The organism is Rhodoferax sp., assembly GCF_010365055.1.
GTDB lineage: Bacteria > Pseudomonadota > Gammaproteobacteria > Burkholderiales > Burkholderiaceae_C > Rhodoferax.
The window spans coordinates 74750-92337 of the sequence record NZ_JAAFHA010000001.1 but is presented as its reverse complement, the minus strand read 5'-3'; the positions used below and the strand labels follow the sequence as shown (position 1 = coordinate 92337).

Genomic DNA, 17588 nt, shown 5'->3' with positions numbered 1-17588 from the left:
CTCTCTATTTGTCGGGCAGGTTCAAGGATGGTCATGCCGGTGATCCATATCCGGGAAGTGCGGGTGGCTGTGCTGCAATGTGCCGTGCCAGTGCGGGTGCGAATGGCGTTCCGTCAGGTGCAGCCACAGGCCCGCGGCCATGAACAGCCCGGCGCCCCAGAACAAGGGTGATGTGCTCTCACCGAACACGCCAATGGCGATGGCCGCGCCCATGAAGGGCGCTGCGCCGAAGTAAGCCCCGGTGCGCGCGGCACCCAGACCGCGCAGGGCCAACACGAACAGTGCCAAGCTGATGCCGTAGCCCAAAAAACCAATCAGCAGGACAGGCCCCACCACGCGCCACGCTGGCAGGGATTGACCCAGCGCCAAAGCCAAGCCGATATTGACCACCGCCGCAATGATCCCTTTGAGGCCGGCAATAAACAGGGCATCCGAGTTCGCAACCTGCCGCGTCAGGTTGTTGTCGAGGGCCCAGCACAGGCAGGCGCCCACAATGAACGCGGCCCCCATGCCGCCAGCGCTGGTGCCAGTGACAGCGCCAGGCCAGGACAACAAGAGGCCGCCGGCCACGACCAGTGCCATGCCAACCACCACGCGCCGACCCGCGTTTTCTTTAAAGATGAACCAGGCCAGCAGCGCTGTCAACACGCCTTCCAGGTTAAGCAGCAGGGAGGCCGTCGCCGCGCCGGTAGCCGCCAGCCCCAGCATCAGCAAGGTCGGCCCGATTACACCTCCGCAGCCGATGGCGCCAAGCAGCCATGGCCATTCGCGGGGCGCCAGCCCTGGGTTGCACCAAGCGCGATCGCGCAAAACGCGCAAGCCCAGCAAACCAACGCCACTGCCCAAATACAGCAAGCCCGCCAGCAGCAAGGCCGACATGTCACCGACAAATTGCTTGGCCAAGGGTGTGCTGGCCCCAAACAGGGCGGCGGCGGCCAGTGCCGCCAGCACGGCGCTGGCGCCAGGGTGTTTTTTCACGTTGATGTACCTTGCTTCGGTTGCATTAGGATAACAAATATGCTACATAAATAATAGCTACTTACGTATATTCTACGTGGGCTAGAGCCTTATTTAATATAAATATCCAGCCGAACAGCGGTGGCGGGACCCAACGGGGGGCTCGCGCTGCTGGGTTGAAGCAGTTCACTTACCATCGTGGCATGAGCAATATCGCCTTTCAGTCTCCCCGCATCGTGCCGCTCCAACAGGACGCCACCATCATGGGCTTGGTGGGCCTGGCCCACGCCAGTTCCCATTTTGCCCACCTGTTGCTCGCGCCGCTGTTCCCGGTCTTCATGACCGAGTTTGGCCTGAGCTACGCCGAGTTGGGATTGCTGATGAGCACTTTTTTTGTCGTCTCGGGGCTGGGACAGGCTTTGGCCGGCTTTGTGGTGGATCGGCTGGGCGCCAGGCCGCTGTTATTCGTGGCGCTGGGTATTTTTGTATTGGCGTGCGTTGGAGCGTCCCGCGTGACGGGCTACGCTGGCCTGGTTGGCGTGGCCGCACTGGCGGGCTTGGGCAATGCCACGTTTCACCCGGTTGATTTCACGATATTGAATCAGAGAGTGTCCCACCTCCGCCTGGGTCATGCGTTCAGCGTTCACGGTCTGACGGGCTATTTGGGCTGGGCAGCGGCACCGGTCTTCCTGGTCACGCTGAGCGGTCTGTACAACTGGCGCACGGCCTATCTGGTCGCTGCCGTGATGTACGTCGGCATTCTGGTGCTGCTGATTTTGCAGCGTGACAAGCTGAGCACCGAGGTGGCGGTGCAGCATGCAGACCTTGCGGCAGAACACAGCATGGCGTTCATGAAGTTGCCGGTGGTGTGGTGGTGCTTTGCTTTCTTTTTGTTCTCGACCATGACGCTGGCGGTGGTGCAGAGCTTTTCAGTGTCCATTCTCAAAGCCATGCACGGTGTGAGCTTTGAGGCGGCCACCTTGACGCTAACCGCCTACATGTTGTGCGGCGCAGTGGGTATCTTTGTCGGCGGCTTCATTGCCGCGCGCACGGCCAACAGTGATCGGGTGGTCGCCATGTCGATGGCAGTGGCCGCGGTGTTGCTCGCGCTGTGCGGCACCGGCCTGTTTGGCGCTGTCGGCACCATGGTGGTGTTGGCGGGCACGGGTTTTGCGGTCGGCATCGGCGGGCCCTCGCGCGACATGATGATCAAGAATGCCACGCCCAAGGGGGCCACCGGCCGGGTTTATGGTTTGGTTTATTCGGGCCTGGACACCGGCTTCGCGCTGTCACCCTTTGTGTTTGGCGTGTTCATGGACCGGGGCTGGTACGGCGCGACCCTGTTTGGCGCAGCGGCGGTACTGCTGCTCAGTGTGGTGGCCGCGCTGGGGGTGGGGCGCCGCACGGCGGCAGCGATTGCACCTGCTCAGCAGCAGATGTGAACATGGTCTCAAGAGGACTTCGCCCCGTGGCTTGCGGCGGCTGGCATCGCCTGCAACGCCTGCGCCGGGTATTGGCGCATGAAGGCCTGACTGTGTTCGGGTGTGGCTTTGAGCCAATCGTCATAACGGTCGTCGGGCAGGATCACGACCATGCGTTTCTCATCGGTCGGTTTTTGAAAGAGGCACATCAAGGGGTGCGCATGGGCATTGATGGTCAGCATCGTGTAGCTGTGCACCACCTCACCCTGGGGTGACTTCCACCACGACCACAAACCGGCACACCCCATCGGTGCGCCATCCGCGCGTTCAATGCGGGTCGGAATGGCCTTGCCGCTGCGCCAGTCGGGCTCATAAAAAGCGTCGGCCGGGATGATGCAGTGCTGGGCGCGTTTCCACGCCTCCCTGAAACTGGGCTTGGCGGCCACCGTTTCGCTGCGCGCGTTGTAGGTGTGGCGCGTGATCGTGGCATCAAGCGCCCAGTGCGGCACCAGGCCAAACAAGCCCGCCAGCGCTTCGCGCGGCGGCACCGCGTCATCGCCAACCTCGGCGTGCGGATGGCGCCGGATGAAGCTGCCCAAATAGCCCGGCCACAGGTCGACCTTGCCCAGGTCGCCCGGCGGCGCCACGCCGAAGTGACGCAGGTAGCGTTCGCGTTCCTTGATGCCTTGGTAATGACTGCACATGGCCTGATACTGTAGTGTCTTCGTAGGATTAGAACGGAATGATGGACCCTGGCAAACCCCCTGTCACACGAAAGCAGCGCCTCTTTCTGGCGTTGGTGGCTGATGAGCCGGTTCAATCGCAGCTGAATGCCCACGCCAAGCAGTGGACCTGGCCGGCCGGGTGCGTTCCCTGTCTGCCCGCCGACTGGCATATCACTCTGCATTTCATCGGCGCCATGGATGCCGATCGCGTGGAGCGGCTTGCGGCTGGCGTCGCTGTGCCGTTCCAGCCCTTTGAGTTGGTGCTGGACCAGTCGCTACTCTGGCCCCACGGATTGGCGATTCTTGGCGCTACCGTGGTGCCACCGCCGCTGCGGGCGCTGTACGAGCGGCTTGGGGCCGCGCTGCGCGGGTTGGATGTTCCTGTCGAGAGCCGGCCCTATCAGCCCCATGTCACGCTGGCGCGGCATGCTGGCGCGGCGATCCCACCGACGGCGTTTGCACCGGTGCGGTGGCCCGTACCGGCTTATGCGCTGGTTCTGTCAACCGGGGACAGGCAGCAGCGCTACCGCGTGATTCATCAGTACGGCTGACCGCAAAGAAGTGACTTTGCGGGCAGTATGATGAAATGCTTGCCAACCCACTAACAGCCAAACAACATTCATGCTCGACAATCTCACACCATTTCTTCTGCATTGGGCCATCACCGCGATCGCGCTCTGGGTCGCCAGCCTGCTGTTCCAGGGCATTCGTTTTAGCAGCACCGCGTCGTTGATCATTTCGGCACTGTTGCTGGGCTTTGCCAACGCCATTGTCAAACCGCTGCTCATCATCCTGACCTTGCCCCTGACGTTCTTGACCTTCGGCCTGTTTCTGCTGGTGATCAATGCGCTGATGATTCTGCTGGTCGCGTCTCTGGTTTCGGGCTTCAAGGTCTCGAGCTTCTGGACCGCTTTTTTTGCCAGTATTTTCATTTCCGTTTTCAGCTTGCTGATTGGCGCCATCTTGCCCAGCGACAGCCCAGCGCATGAGATTCAGATGCCCCACAGCGGCAGGTGGCTCTGAACCGCCAAGCTGCGGGCCGTCCCGCTGTCTGAGCGACCGGTCTTTCCGGTCAGTGGCGTTGGACACTGTGTTAACGTACAGTTTTACGACGTCTCAATTTCCCATTGCATTGCATGAATCCTGCGCTTTTGGAAACCAGCGTTTCCGCTCGCATTGATCCGTTCGAGTCGCTCAATGCCGAGCAGCGGCTGGCGGTCGCGCACGGGCTGGGTGACGACAGCGACGATGCGCGGCCCCTGCTCATCATTGCCGGTGCGGGCTCCGGCAAGACCAACACCCTGGCGCACCGCGTCGCCAACCTGATCCTGCACCAGGGCGACCCGCAGCGCATCCTGCTGCTGACCTTCTCGCGCCGCGCCGCCGTCGAGATGGAGCGCCGCGTCGGTGGTGTGCTCAATCGTGTGCTGGGTTTGGGTAGTGCCCGCCAGATGCCGTCGCTGCCGTGGTCCGGCACCTTTCACAGCATCGGCGCGCGGCTGCTGCGCGATTACGCGGCGCGCATTGGTCTGGATGAGTCCTTCACCATCCACGACCGCGCAGATGCCGAGGATCTGCTCGGCCTGGTGCGACATGACCTGGGTTTGTCCTCCACCAAGAACCGATTTCCGCAAAAGGGCACCTGCCTGTCCATTTACTCGCGCACGGTCAACAGTCAGGAGCCGTTGGCTCAGGTGCTGCGGCAGGTGTTCCCCTGGTGCGCCCATTGGGAAAGTGAACTGAAGCAACTGTTCGGTGCCTACGTTGAGGCCAAGCAGGAGCAGAACGTACTTGACTACGATGACTTGCTACTGTTCTGGTCCGAGATGATGGCCGACCCGCAGCTTGGCGCTGAGGTGGGGGCCCGCTTTGACCATGTCATGGTCGATGAATACCAGGATACCAACCGGCTGCAGGCGGCCATTGTGCGAGGACTGAAACCCACCGGCCAGGGCGTCACGGTGGTGGGTGACGATGCCCAGAGCATCTACAGCTTTCGCGGCGCGACCGTGCGCAACATCCTCGACTTCCCGCACCAGTTCAGCCAGCCCTCGCGCCTGGTGACGCTGGAACGCAACTACCGTTCCTCCCAGCCGATCCTGGACGTGTCCAACGCCGTGATCGCGCAGGCAGCCGAACGCCATTCGAAGACGCTCTGGACCGACAAAAAAGGCTCGACCCAGCCGCAGTTGGTCATGGTGCCGGACGAAGCGGAGCAGGCGCGCTGGGTGGCCAATCGCATCCTGGAGCACCGCGAGGCCGGGCTCACGCTCAAGTCGCAAGCGGTGTTGTTTCGCACCTCGTCACACAGCGCCGCGCTGGAGCTTGAACTGACCCGGCGCCAGATTCCGTTCGTCAAGTTTGGCGGCTTGAAGTTTCTCGAAGCGGCACATGTGAAAGACCTGCTGGCGATCCTGCGCTTTGCCCAGAACCCGCGCGGTCGCATGGCCGGGTTTCGCGTGGTGCAGCTCATCCCGGGCATCGGCCCGGCCCATGCCACGCGCCTGCTCGAAGCGATGGATGTCGCCGCCGACCCGACCGCCGCGCTGGAGGCGTTCCAAGTACCCGCGAGCGCCAGCACCGAATGGCAGTCCTTTGTGTTGCTGTACCGCGCATTGCGCCAGCCGCAACGCGCTTGGCCGGCTGACATGGATCTGGTCAAGCGCTGGTACGGGCCCCACCTGGAACGGCTCCATGACGATGCTGCCGCCAGGCGCTTGGACGTGGACAACCTGGAGCGCATCGCATCAAGCTACGCCAGCCGCGAGCGTTTCTTGAGTGAACTCACGCTGGACCCGCCGGATGCGACCAGCGATCAGTCAGGCGCGCCGCACCGCGACGAGGACTATGTGATCCTATCGACCATTCATTCGGCCAAGGGGCAGGAGTGGACCTCGGTCCATGTGCTCAATGTGGTGGACGGTTGCATCCCCTCGGACCTGAGCACGGGCTCGCAAGACGAGGTCGACGAAGAGCGCCGACTGCTCTACGTCGCCATGACCCGCGCCAAAGAGCATCTGCAGCTGCTGGTGCCGCACCGCTTCTATGTGACCCAGCAGTCTGCCCTGGGTGACCGCCACCTTTATGCCGCCCGCACACGGTTCATTCCCGAGGCACTCGCGCAAAAATTTGAAACATTGGTCTGGCCACAAGCGATGGCCGAAGTCACCGGGGCACAGGCAGGCCTACCCAGCATCCAAGTGCGCGAGCGTGCCCGTTCGGCCTGGCGCTAGCGGGTTACTCATGACACCTTCTCTCCAGGGCACGCTCGGCATTGACTTCGGCACCTCCAACTCGGCCATGGCCTGGGCGCCTCTTGATGGCCCGGCGCGCCTGATTGCGCTGGAAGGCGAGTCCGTCTCGATGCCCACGGCCGTGTTCTACAACAGCGAAGACCTCAGCACCCATTTTGGGCGCGATGCCCTGGCGCAGTACTTGAACGGCACCGAGGGTCGGCTGATGCGTTCGCTCAAGAGCCTGCTGGGCAGTTCGCTGTTGTTCGAGACCACACGCATCAACCACCGGCAGATCAGCTTTCAGGACATCGTCGCCACCTTTCTGGCGACCCTGCACGAGCGCGCCACGCAGGCGCTGGGCGCACCGCCCCGACGCGTCGTGATGGGCCGGCCGGTGCATTTTGTCGATGGCGACCCCGCGCGTGATGCCTCGGCGCAAAGTTCTTTGCTGCAGGCCGCCCAGGCGGCCGGCTTTGACGAGGTGTCATTTCAATTGGAGCCGATCGCGGCGGCGCTGGACTATGAGCGGCGCCTCAAGCGTGAAAGCACGGTGCTGGTGGCGGACATTGGGGGCGGTACGTCGGATTTCAGCGTGGTTCGCCTGGGGCCGGGGCGCATGGCCCAGGCCGACCGAAGCCGTGACGTGCTGGCCAGCACGGGCGTGCACATCGGTGGCACCGATTTTGACCAGAAACTCAGCCTGGAAAAGGTGATGCCGCTGCTGGGCTATCGCCAGTTGGGGCCGCAGCGGCGCGTGGTGCCCAGCCGCATATTCTTTGATCTGTCCACCTGGCATCTGATCAACTGGCTGTACCCGCAGCGCGCCCTGAGCCAGGCGCGCGCGCTGCGCAGTAATTTTGCTGACGCGCATTTGCACCAGCGCCTGATGAACGTGCTGACGCAGCGTCACGGTCACCGCATCGCCAATGAGGTGGAGCAGGCCAAGATTGTGTGTTCGCAGGGGAATGGCGACACGGTGTTGGATCTGTCGTATGTCGAGGCGGGGCTTAGCGCGCCCATCGGCGCCGCCGATATGCGGGAGCACTTGGCCGCCTTGCTGGCACGCACCGTCGCCTGCGCGCGGGAATGTGTGCAGCGCGCTGGCTTGAGCGACGGCGCGATTGACACCATCTACCTGACCGGCGGCTCATCGGCATTGCGGCCGTTCCAGCAGGCCCTGCAGGCTGAGTTTGCTGGCGTTGCGGTGGTGGAGGGCGACCTGTTTGGCGGTGTGGCCTCAGGCCTGGCCTATAGCCGCGGGTGATTGGCGTTGCTGATTGCGTGGCAGGCGGTAAATATAATTGATAGCACCTAACCCAATAAACACGGGGGCTACAGCCTGATTTTTCATAAAAAAGCCGGAATGACCCGGCTTTTCTACTTCAGTTGCGTAGCGCTTATTCTTTGATGTCTACGCCATAGAAGGTGTGACGTCCAAACGGACTGAGCTTGAAGCCAATGACTTCCTTGCGCACCGGCTTGAGCTGCACGGCGTGGGCAATGGTGAACCAGGGCGCTTGTTCCTTGAAGATCACCTGGGCTTTTTCGTAGAGCTTGGTACGCTCGGCCGGGTTGGTGACAACCTTGGCCTTTTGAATCAGGTCTTCAAAGGGCTGGTAGCAGAACTTGGCGACATTGGAGCCATTGGCCTTGGCCGAGCTGCAACCCAACAAGGTGTTGAGGAAGTTGTCCGGGTCGCCGTTGTCACCGGTCCAGCCCAGCATGCCCATCTGGTGTTCGCCCGCTTGCATGCGCTTGCGGTACTCGCCCCACTCAAAGCTCTTGATCTCGGCCTTGACGCCAATCTTGGCCAGGTCAGCCTGCATCAACTCGGCGATGCGCCTGGCATTCGGGTTGTAAGGGCGCTGCACCGGCATGGCCCACAGGTCGGTGGTGAAGCCATCGGGCAGGCCCGCGGCGGCCAGCAGCTTCTTGGCGGCGGCCGGGTCAAACGGATCGTCCTTGACGGCATTGTTGTAGGACCACTGGGTCGGTGGAATCGGGTTCTTGGCGGCCATGCCGGTGCCCAGATAGACCGCATCCACGATGGCTTGCTTGTTGATGGCCATGTTGACGGCCTTGCGCACGCGCACGTCATCAAACGGTTTCTTGGTGGTGTTGTAGGCCAGGTAGCCGACGTTCAGACCCGGTTGCTCCATGACGGTCACGTTGGCGTCTTTGCGCATGGCGGGCACGTCTGCCGGATTCGGGTAGGGCATGACATGGCATTCGCCTTTTTGCAGCTTGGCCCAGCGTACCGACGCGTCGGGCGTGATCGCGAAGATCAGGTCATCGATCTTGGCTTTGCCAGCATAGTGCTGGGGAAAAGCCTTGTAGCGAATGAGCGCGTCCTTTTGGTACTGCACCAGTTGGAACGGGCCGGTACCCAGGGGGTCCTGGTCGATTTTTTCTGGGGTGCCTGCCTTCAACATGGCGATAGCGTACTCTTTGGACTGCACACCCGCCCATTGCATGGCGAGGTTGGAGAGGAAGGGTGCCTCGGGGTTGTTCAGTACAAACTTGACGGTGTAATCGTCGACTTTTTCGACAGCCTTGAGCAACTTGGGCATGCCCATGTCGCCGAAGTAGGCGTGGTTGGAACTGGTGACCTTGAAGTAGGGGTCGCTCTCGATCCATTGACGGTTGATGGTGAACAGGATGTCGTCTGCATTGAAATCACGCGAGGGTTTGAAGCTCTTGTTGGACTGCCACTTCACGCCTTTACGCAGGTGAAAGGTGTATTCCTTGCCGTCCGGGGAAACCGTCCAACGCTCCGCCAGACCGGGAACGACCTTGGTGCCGCCGCGCTCGAAATCGACGATGTTGTCGTAGATCTGTTCGCTGGCGTCAAAGGAGGTGCCGGTGGTGTTCACGCTTGGGGCAAAATTTTCCGGGCTGCCTTCCGAGCAGTACACCAGCGTTTTGGCGCTTGCTGGCGCCAGCGCCAGCAGGGCGGGCAAGGCCACGGCGCACAGCACCGCCGGCTTGATGCCGAATTTTCGGCGTGCGTTCGGTTTTGAACAGGTCATCTTGTGGACTCCTTCGGGGTTAATGCTGCGGTGCAGCGGGTTGGATAAATTGTTCAGCCACATGGCAGGCCACCTGGCGCCCGGCGAGTTCACGTAAGCCGGGACGCTCAGTGTGACAGCGTGCCACCACGTTGGGACAGCGGGTTGAGAATACACAACCGCTGGGTGGATTCAACGGCGAGGGCAGCTCGCCCTTGAGCACGATGCGTCGGCGGCTGATGCCACTGCCGGCAAGACCCGGTGTGGAGGCCAATAACGCCTGGGTGTAGGGATGCAAGGGCTGCGCGAAGATCGTGCTTTTTTCGCCTTGTTCGACCGCGTGGCCGAGGTACATCACCAGCAGGTCGTGGGCAATGTGGCGCACTACGCCCAGATCATGCGAGATAAACAGGTAGGCCAAGCCAAGCTCTTGCTGCAAGTCGGCCAGCAGGTTGAGCACCTGGGCCTGAATAGAGACGTCGAGCGCTGATACCGGCTCGTCGGCCACGATCACCGCCGGTTTGAGCATCAGCGCGCGCGCGATGGCCACGCGCTGACGCTGGCCGCCCGAGAACATGTGCGGGTAGCGGTCGTAGTGCTCCGGGCGCAGCCCGACCAGAGCCAGCATGGCGCGGGCCTGCTCAGCGCGTTGTGTTGCCGTCAACTCCGTGTTGATCTCCAGCGGCGCTTCCAGAATGGCGCCGATCTTCTTGCGCGGATTCAACGAGCCATAGGGGTTTTGGAACACCAACTGCACGGTACGGCGCAGCGCGTGGCGCTCTGTGGTGCTGGCCTTGACCACGTCGACACCGTTCAGTTTCAGTTCGCCGGCAGTGGGCGTCTCGATCAGCGACACCATGCGCGCCAGCGTCGACTTGCCGCAACCCGACTCGCCCACCACCGCCAGTGTCTTGCCCGCTCGCAGCGTGAAGGAGACGCCGCTGACCGCCTGCAGGTGATCGGCTGCATGCAGAAAACCGCGGCTGATCTTGTAGACCTGGCGTAGATCGCGGGCGACGACCACCGGGGTTTCAGGCGCACTCATGCGTTTTCTCCCAGTGGAAACTGACACCGCACCATGCCGCTTTGCCAAGGCCGCAGGGGCGGGCGTTGGGCGCGGCAACTGTCCACCGCATAGGCACAGCGCGGCGCAAACAGGCAGCCACTGGGCCGGTCATACAGGCCCGGCACCATGCCCGGAATGGTGGCCAGACGGCTCACGCCCTCGCTGCGCTCCGGCATGGCAGACATCAGCGCCTCGGTGTAGGGATGATGCGGCGTGGCAAACAGGGTTTGCGCCCCTTGCTCTTCCATGATCTGGCCAGCGTACATCACCGCCACGCGTTGCGCCATTTCGGAGACCACGCCCATGTTGTGCGTGATCAACACCAGCGCCATGCCGCGCTCCTTTTGCAGGCTGCGCAGCAGGTCCAGAATCTGCGCCTGAATCGTCACGTCCAGCGCGGTGGTCGGCTCATCGGCAATCAGCAGCTTGGGGTTGCAGGAAATCGCCATGGCGATCATGACGCGCTGGTTCATGCCACCCGACATCTGGTGGGGATAGACCTTGAGACGGCTCTCAGCCGCCGGAATGCCAACTTGCTCCAGCAGTTCGATGGAGCGTCGCTTGGCGGCTTTGGCGTCGAGCCCCAGGTGCAGCCTGAGAGTTTCGGCGAGCTGAAAGCCCACGGTAAAGCAGGGGTTGAGGCTGGTGGTCGGGTCCTGGAAGATCATGGCCACGTCTTTGCCGGTGAGTTGGTTGCGCTCTTTGTTGGACAGTGTCAGCAGGTCATGACCGTCAAAGCGCAGCTTGTCGGCCTTGACCACGCCGGGGTAGGCGACCAAGCCCATCAACGCCATCATGGTGACGCTTTTGCCCGAGCCGGATTCGCCCACAATGCCCAGCACCTCACCGGCGTCGAGCGACAGGCTCACGCCTTCGACCGCGTGCATCACGCTGTTGGTCGAAGGGAAGTCGACCGACAGATTTTCAATTTCAAGTAGAGCCATAAAGAGATGTGTGAGTGGACTGTCAGCGCTTGAGTTTGGGGTCAAACGCGTCGCGCAAACCATCACCGAGCAGGTTGAAGGCCAGGACAGTGATCAAAATTGCCAGACCGGGGAAGGTGACCACCCACCAGGCGCGCAGCACAAACTCGCGTGCATCGGCCAGCATGGTGCCCCATTCGGGTGAGGGTGGCTGCGCGCCCAGACCAAGAAAGCCCAAAGCCGCCGCATCCAGAATGGCCGCCGAGATGCCGAGCGAGGCCTGCACAATCAGCGGTGCGGTGCAGTTGGGCAGAATCTCGTTGAACATCAGGCGCAGGTGCCCGGCACCATTCATGCGCGCGGCGGTCACATAGTCTTTGGAAGCCTCAGAAATGACGGCGGCGCGCGTGATGCGCACGTAGTGCGGCAGCACCACCACCGCCACGGCCAGCATCGCGTTCATCAGGCCCGGCCCCAGGATGGCCACGATCACAATCGCCAGCAGCAGGCTCGGCAGCGTCAGGATGATGTCCATCAGGCGCATCACAGCGACCTCAAAGATGCCCCGAAAATAACCTGCGGTAAGTCCCAGAATGGTGCCGATGATCACCGACAGTGTGACCACTGCCAGGCCGATCGCCAGGGACAGGCGGGCACCAAAGATTAGTCGCGAAAGAATGTCGCGGCCAATGGCGTCGGTGCCGAGCCAGTGGCCGCTGGAGCCCCCGGCCTGCCAGGCCGGCGGTATCAAAAAGACGCTGGGGTCCGTCAGGTCCGGCGCATAAGGCGCAATCCAGGGTGCAAACAGGGCGATCAAGAGCACCAACACCACAATAACCAAGCCGCCGACTGCGCCCTTGTTGCTGCTGAAGTAGCGCCAGAATTCACGCACCAGGTGCGGCGGCTCCAACGCTTCGTCGATCTGCATACTTGTCAAACTTGTGCTGCTCATGCGGGCCCTTAGTGCCGGATGCGGGGGTTGATGATGCCGTAGGTCACGTCTACCAGCAGGTTGACCGCCATCACGATCATGCCCAGCAGCAGCATGCCACCTTGCAAAACGGGATAGTCGCGCCGGCCAATGGCCTCAATCAGCCACTTGCCCACGCCCGGCCAGGAAAAAATGGTTTCGGTCAGGATCGCACCGGTAAACAGCACACCGACCTGTAAGCCAATCACGGTGATCACTGGAATCAGCGCATTGCGCAAGGCATGCAGGCCGACCACCCGCAGATTGGACAAGCCTTTGGCGCGCGCGGTGCGGATGTAGTCTTCGCCCAAGACTTCGAGCATGGCTGAGCGCGTCATGCGGGCGATCACCGCGAGCGGATTGGTGCCAAGCACGATGGTCGGCAAAATCAGATGCGTGACGGCAGACCAGAACGCCCCCTTGTCGCCGGCCAGCCAGGTGTCGATCAACAGGAAGCCAGTGACCGGTTCGATGAAATACTGCACGGCAATGCGACCTGACACCGGCGTCAGGTCGAGTTGCACTGAAAACAGCAGGATCAGCAGCAAGCCCCACCAGAAGATCGGCATCGAATAGCCGGTGAGCGACACGCCCATCACGCCGTGGTCGAAGATCGTATTTCGTCGCACCGCCGCCAGAATGCCCGCCGGGATGCCCAGTAACAGGGCAAACAAGATGGCGCACAGCGCGAGCTCAATGGTGGCGGGGAACAGCGTCAGGAACTCACTGAGCACCGGCTCGTGGGTGATGATCGATTTGCCCAGATCGCCTTGCAGCACGCGGCCGATGTAAATGCCGTATTGCACCAGCACCGGGCGGTCCAGCCCGTATTCCTTGAGCAGGGTGGCGTGGCGCACGGCATCAATGCCGCGTTCACCCGCCAGGGTTTCAATTGGGTCGCCCGGCACCATGCGAATCAGGAAGAAGGCCAACAGCGTCATGCCGATGAAGGTCGGGATGATCAGGCTGAAGCGAGTTAGGAGAAATCGCAGCATGTTTCAGGGCTTTGGGTGTCGAAGCGAAGCGTGGATCATGCCAGAACAAAAAAGCCGACTTGCGCCGGCCTTTGCTGTTAGGGCAGCGAGCGCTGCTTACTTGAGGTGCTTGCCGATCAGGCCAGCCATCTCAAACATCGACACCTGCATCTTGCCAAAGACTTCTTTGAGCTTGGCGTCGGCGTTGATCATGCGTTTGTTGACCGCGTCTTGCAGCTTGTTCTTCTTGATGTAAGTCCACAGTTGCTTGACCACCTCGGTGCGTGGCAGCGGGCCAACGCCGACGATGGCGGCCAGCGCGGCGCTGGGTGTCAGGGCTTTCATGAAGGCTGCATTGGCAGTGCGCTTTTTGGCGGGCGCTTTTTTGGCAGCGACTTTCTTGACCGGTGCTACTTTTTTCGCGGGTGCAGCTTTCTTGGCTGGGACGGCCTTCTTGGCTGGGGCTTTTGCGGCTACTTTTTTAGCCGGAGCGGCTGCCTTTGCGGGAGCGACTTTCTTGACGGGTGCAGCTTTTTTAGCGGGTGCAGCTTTTTTTGCCGGTGCTTTCTTTGCAGTTGCCATGATTTATTGTCCTTCTGGAAGTTGATGAATCACCAGCAAAAAACGGCTTCCTCACTGGTGCGGTGGATGCTACTGGAGAATGCAGGTGTTTCCAAGGGGGAAAGCCTTAATTTCATTGGTAAATCGAGTTTTTTTTGGTTTGTGATCATCGCCTCTACAATTTTGTTGCTTAAAGGACATGAATCATGACGCTTTCATTTGCTACCTGTGACCTGTGCGATGCGCATAAAGACGATGCATCCGGCGCGTTCAGAGTGTTGCCCTCGGTGTTCCGTGACTTTGGTGGCGTGCGCCGGTTTTGCGGACCGGTGGTGACTGTCAAATGTTTTGAGGACAACTCAGCAGTCAAGGCAGCCGTCGAGTCCGTGGGCTTTGTGGACACGCCGCAGGGACGCGTCGGCAAGGTGCTGGTGGTCGATGGCGGTGGCTCCTTGCGGCGCGCCTTGCTAGGTGGCAACCTGGGTGCGGCTGCTGCCAGAAATGGCTGGGCCGGCGTGGTGATTGATGGCTGCGTGCGCGATGTGCTTGAGCTGGCTGCGTTGGATCTGGGAATTCGCGCCCTCGCGTCCATGCCGTTGCCAACGGAAAAACGCGGTGCAGGGCAACAGGACATTGCGCTGCAAGTTCAGGGCGTTTGGGTGCGACCCGGCGACTGGCTCTATGCGGATGAAGACGGCATGGTGCTGTCTGGCAGTCGTGTCATTTGATGCGGCCGGGCAGGGTGGCCAGCACCACGCCCGCTAGCGCAATGGAGAAGGCGAGCACCTGCAAGCCCGTGAGCGTTTCGCCCAAGGCCAGCACGCCCACCAGCGCCGCCGAGATCGGCAGCATCACGGTGAAGACGCCGGCCTTGACGGCGGGCACAGTTTTGAGTCCGGTCATCCAGAGCCAGACCGTCCAGACACTGGCCGCCAGCGCATAGAACACGAGCAGCAGCCAGGTAGCGGGCCGCACCGTTAAAAAATCAAATTTCAAGGCGGTGTAAACACCGAACGGCGTCATCAGGACAAAGCCCCACACGTTGATCAGGGCCGTGATCCGTTTGGGTGTCAGTGCGCCGGTCAGTTGCTTGCCGATCACGGCGTAAGAGGCTTCACACACCACCGCCGCAAACACCAGGAGATTGCCCAGCCATTCATTCTTATGGATCACGTTGGCCTCCAGTCCCCGGCCTGATGGCGTGGCTAGCTCTGATTTAGATATTGCAAACAGCCCAATACCAAAGGCGGCGCAGCCAATGGCAGTCCACACGCGCGGGCCAACGCGCTCACGCAAGAAGACCCAACTCAACAGCGCGACCATGGCCGGAATGGTGGCCATGATGATGCCCGCCGACACGGCGCTGGTCAGGCTCACGCCATACAGCATGCACAGGGTGAATAGAAAATTACCTAAGAACGATTCCAGAAAAAGCAACTTTTTAATGCGCCAGGTCATCGGCACTTCGGTCGCTGGTTTGACCAGCCAATGTGGCATGGCCAGAGCGCCCATGCCAAAGCGCAACCAGGCCAGCAACAACACCGGCAATGCGGCGGCGAGCGGCTTGGACAGCGCCACATAACTGCCCACCAGGGACATGCTGAGGGCTAGAAAAAAATAGCCGCGCAGCAGTTGAGAATTGTTGGGCGGGGAGTTTGACGCGGGAAGCACTGCGGTCATGTACCTGGAAGTTGCTGCAGTTGCGCATCATGCCTGACGACGCCAAGGTGCCGCGCGCATTTCGGGTTCGCGGCTGGCCGGGCCGGTCGACTTGATCGCGCTAGCCGTCTGCGCGCCTGACTTGGGCGAGGGCCGATTCTTATGTCGGTATAATTTCAGAAAAGCACGACCGTACTATTTTGTGTTTTGTTCGCAACGTGTCATGTGAATGACCTGAGTGGCCAACAGCACAGCATAGAATGACCGAGTTGACGTGCACGTCAATCTGGGTGACGTGCCCTTTTGAGTTTGTCGCCGAATTCGTAACTATCTGGAGTCGAAGCAATGAAAGTTTTGGTCGCAGTAAAACGCGTGGTGGATTACAACGTGAAGGTCCGCGTCAAATCGGATAACACCGGTGTTGATATCGCCAACGTCAAAATGAGCATGAACCCTTTTGATGAGATCGCCATCGAAGAAGCCGTGCGTCTCAAGGAAAAAGGCGTGGTCACCGAAGTCATCGCCGTCTCGTGCGGCGTCACGCAATGCCAGGAGACCCTGCGCACTGCCATGGCCATTGGCGCCGACCGCGCCATCCTGGTCGAGACCACAGTCGAACTTCAGCCCCTGGCTGTGGCCAAACTGCTCAAGGCGCTGGTGGACAAAGAGCAGCCCGGCCTCATCATCCTGGGCAAGCAAGCCATTGACGATGACTGCAACCAGACCGGCCAGATGCTCGCCGCTCTGGCGGATCTGCCGCAAGCGACCTTCGCCAGCAAAATTGAAGTGACTGAGGGCAAAGCCTCCGTCACGCGCGAAGTCGACGGTGGCTCAGAAACGCTCTCCATCACTTTGCCGGCGGTCATCACCGCCGACTTGCGCCTGAACGAGCCACGCTACGTGACGCTGCCCAACATCATGAAGGCCAAGAAAAAGCAACTCGACATCTTCAAGCCCGAAGACCTCGGTGTCGACGTCACACCGCGCATCAAGACCCTGCGTGTGAGCGAGCCGCCCAAGCGCAGCGCCGGGATCAAGGTGCCCGATGTGGCAACGCTGGTGGCCAAACTCAGAAATGAAGCCAAAGTCATCTAGACCTTCAGCCCTACAGGAGCCCATTCATGACATCTTTAGTTATTGCCGAACATGACAACGCGAGCCTCAAGGCCGCAACCCTCAACGCCGTGACCGCCGCCGTCCAATGCGGCGGCGACGTCCACGTGCTGGTGGCCGGTGCCAACGCCGGCGCTGCCGCTGCTGCAGCGGCGCAAATTGCCGGCGTGTCCAAGGTACTGCACGCCGACAGCGACGCCCTGGCCCATGGCCTGGCCGAAAACGTGACTGCGCAAATTCTTGGCCTTGCCTCGAACTACAGCCATATCCTGTTTGCCGCCACCGCCTCGGGCAAGAACATCGCCCCGCGCGTGGCCGCCAAGCTCGACGTGGGACAGATCTCTGACGTCACCAAAGTCGACAGCCCCGACACCTTTGAGCGCCCGATCTACGCCGGCAACGCCATTGCCATTGTGCAAAGCCTGGACGCCATCAAAGTCATCACGGTGCGAACCACCGGCTTTGACCCGGCGGCCGCCACGGGTGGCGCAGCGACCGTCGAAAGCGTGGCAGCGGTAGCCGCCAGTGACAAATCGACTTACATCGGCAGTGAAATCGCCAAAAATGACCGCCCTGAACTGACCGCCGCCAAAATCATCGTCGCCGGTGGCCGGGCCCTGGGTTCGAGCGAGAAGTTCATGGAATTGCTGATGCCGCTTGCCGACAAGCTCGGCGCCGCCGTCGGCGCCTCGCGCGCCGCAGTGGACGCCGGTTACTCGCCCAACGACTGGCAAGTGGGCCAGACCGGCAAGATCGTGGCACCGCAGCTGTACATCGCGATCGGCATCAGCGGAGCGATCCAGCATCTGGCCGGCATGAAAGATTCCAAGGTGATCGTGGCTATCAACAAGGACCCGGAAGCGCCGATCTTCTCGGTGGCCGACTATGGGCTTGAAGCGGACCTGTTCGTGGCGGTGCCCGAGCTGCTGGCTGCGCTCTAAGCCAGGCACAAACAGGGCATCGTTCGCGGTGCCC

At 61.3% G+C, this 17588-nt stretch carries 17 protein-coding genes; 8 read left to right on the top strand and 9 right to left on the bottom strand.

Features of this window, described 5'->3' with window-relative positions; all coding sequences use genetic code 11:
• Positions 1-21 precede the first annotated feature (21 nt).
• Entirely contained in the window at positions 22-978 is a 957-nt protein-coding gene (locus GZ093_RS00405; protein WP_296480478.1) for a DMT family transporter, read from the bottom strand.
• A 182-nt stretch (positions 979-1160) separates the two neighbouring features.
• Between GZ093_RS00405 and GZ093_RS00400 the strand changes: the two genes are divergently transcribed.
• Positions 1161-2399 (top strand): MFS transporter, encoded by a 1239-nt coding sequence (locus tag GZ093_RS00400; protein ID WP_296480476.1) that lies wholly within the window; start codon positions 1161-1163, stop codon positions 2397-2399.
• A gap of 8 nt (positions 2400-2407) precedes the next feature.
• Here the strand turns inward: GZ093_RS00400 and GZ093_RS00395 are convergent, their stop codons facing one another.
• Positions 2408-3082 (bottom strand): SOS response-associated peptidase, encoded by a 675-nt coding sequence (locus tag GZ093_RS00395; RefSeq protein WP_296480474.1) that lies wholly within the window; start codon positions 3080-3082, stop codon positions 2408-2410.
• A 41-nt stretch (positions 3083-3123) separates the two neighbouring features.
• On the opposite strand from GZ093_RS00395, the gene thpR reads away from it, so the two are divergent.
• The 4 genes from thpR to GZ093_RS00375 all read left to right on the top strand — a co-directional run bounded on the left by thpR (position 3124) and on the right by GZ093_RS00375 (position 7603).
• Entirely contained in the window at positions 3124-3654 is a 531-nt protein-coding gene (gene thpR / locus GZ093_RS00390; RefSeq protein ID WP_296480473.1) for an RNA 2',3'-cyclic phosphodiesterase, read from the top strand.
• A gap of 70 nt (positions 3655-3724) precedes the next feature.
• Positions 3725-4126: a phage holin family protein gene (locus tag GZ093_RS00385; RefSeq protein WP_296480471.1), complete on the top strand. Its 402-nt coding sequence runs from the start codon at positions 3725-3727 to the stop codon at positions 4124-4126.
• Positions 4127-4239: 113 nt separating this feature from the next.
• Entirely contained in the window at positions 4240-6336 is a 2097-nt protein-coding gene (locus GZ093_RS00380) for an ATP-dependent helicase (protein WP_296480468.1), read from the top strand.
• A gap of 10 nt (positions 6337-6346) precedes the next feature.
• Positions 6347-7603, top strand: a complete 1257-nt coding sequence (locus GZ093_RS00375) for an Hsp70 family protein (protein WP_296480465.1) — start codon at positions 6347-6349, stop codon at positions 7601-7603.
• 133 nt (positions 7604-7736) lie between these two features.
• Here the strand turns inward: GZ093_RS00375 and GZ093_RS00370 are convergent, their stop codons facing one another.
• The 6 genes from GZ093_RS00370 to GZ093_RS00345 all read right to left on the bottom strand — a co-directional run bounded on the left by GZ093_RS00370 (position 7737) and on the right by GZ093_RS00345 (position 13862).
• Positions 7737-9368, bottom strand: coding sequence for an ABC transporter substrate-binding protein (locus GZ093_RS00370; RefSeq protein WP_296480462.1), 1632 nt, complete (start codon positions 9366-9368; stop codon positions 7737-7739).
• A 19-nt stretch (positions 9369-9387) separates the two neighbouring features.
• Entirely contained in the window at positions 9388-10392 is a 1005-nt protein-coding gene (locus tag GZ093_RS00365) for a peptide ABC transporter ATP-binding protein (protein ID WP_296480459.1), read from the bottom strand.
• The gene (locus GZ093_RS00360; RefSeq protein WP_296480457.1) at positions 10389-11357 is read right to left on the bottom strand and encodes an ABC transporter ATP-binding protein; all 969 of its coding nucleotides are present in this window, start codon (positions 11355-11357) and stop codon (positions 10389-10391) included. Before GZ093_RS00360 ends, GZ093_RS00365 begins: the two co-directional genes overlap by 4 nt.
• A gap of 22 nt (positions 11358-11379) precedes the next feature.
• A complete protein-coding gene (locus GZ093_RS00355) occupies positions 11380-12264 on the bottom strand; it encodes an ABC transporter permease subunit (protein ID WP_296480594.1) in 885 nt (294 codons plus the stop codon).
• Between the two features lie 32 nt (positions 12265-12296).
• Entirely contained in the window at positions 12297-13301 is a 1005-nt protein-coding gene (locus GZ093_RS00350) for an ABC transporter permease subunit (protein ID WP_296480455.1), read from the bottom strand.
• A 96-nt stretch (positions 13302-13397) separates the two neighbouring features.
• The gene (locus tag GZ093_RS00345) at positions 13398-13862 is read right to left on the bottom strand and encodes an SWIB/MDM2 domain-containing protein (RefSeq protein ID WP_296480451.1); all 465 of its coding nucleotides are present in this window, start codon (positions 13860-13862) and stop codon (positions 13398-13400) included.
• Between the two features lie 185 nt (positions 13863-14047).
• Here GZ093_RS00345 and rraA point away from each other — a divergent pair, with 185 nt between their 5' ends.
• Positions 14048-14569: a ribonuclease E activity regulator RraA gene (gene rraA / locus GZ093_RS00340; protein WP_296480449.1), complete on the top strand. Its 522-nt coding sequence runs from the start codon at positions 14048-14050 to the stop codon at positions 14567-14569.
• On the opposite strand, the gene GZ093_RS00335 is transcribed toward rraA, so the two are convergent.
• Positions 14562-15521, bottom strand: a complete 960-nt coding sequence (locus tag GZ093_RS00335) for a DMT family transporter (RefSeq protein WP_296480445.1) — start codon at positions 15519-15521, stop codon at positions 14562-14564. The two genes, rraA and GZ093_RS00335, sit on opposite strands and share 8 nt — an antisense overlap.
• A 324-nt stretch (positions 15522-15845) precedes the next feature.
• Between GZ093_RS00335 and GZ093_RS00330 the strand changes: the two genes are divergently transcribed.
• The gene (locus GZ093_RS00330; RefSeq protein ID WP_296480442.1) at positions 15846-16595 is read left to right on the top strand and encodes an electron transfer flavoprotein subunit beta/FixA family protein; all 750 of its coding nucleotides are present in this window, start codon (positions 15846-15848) and stop codon (positions 16593-16595) included.
• Between the two features lie 26 nt (positions 16596-16621).
• Positions 16622-17554: an electron transfer flavoprotein subunit alpha/FixB family protein gene (locus GZ093_RS00325; protein ID WP_296480439.1), complete on the top strand. Its 933-nt coding sequence runs from the start codon at positions 16622-16624 to the stop codon at positions 17552-17554.
• Positions 17555-17588 lie beyond the last annotated feature (34 nt).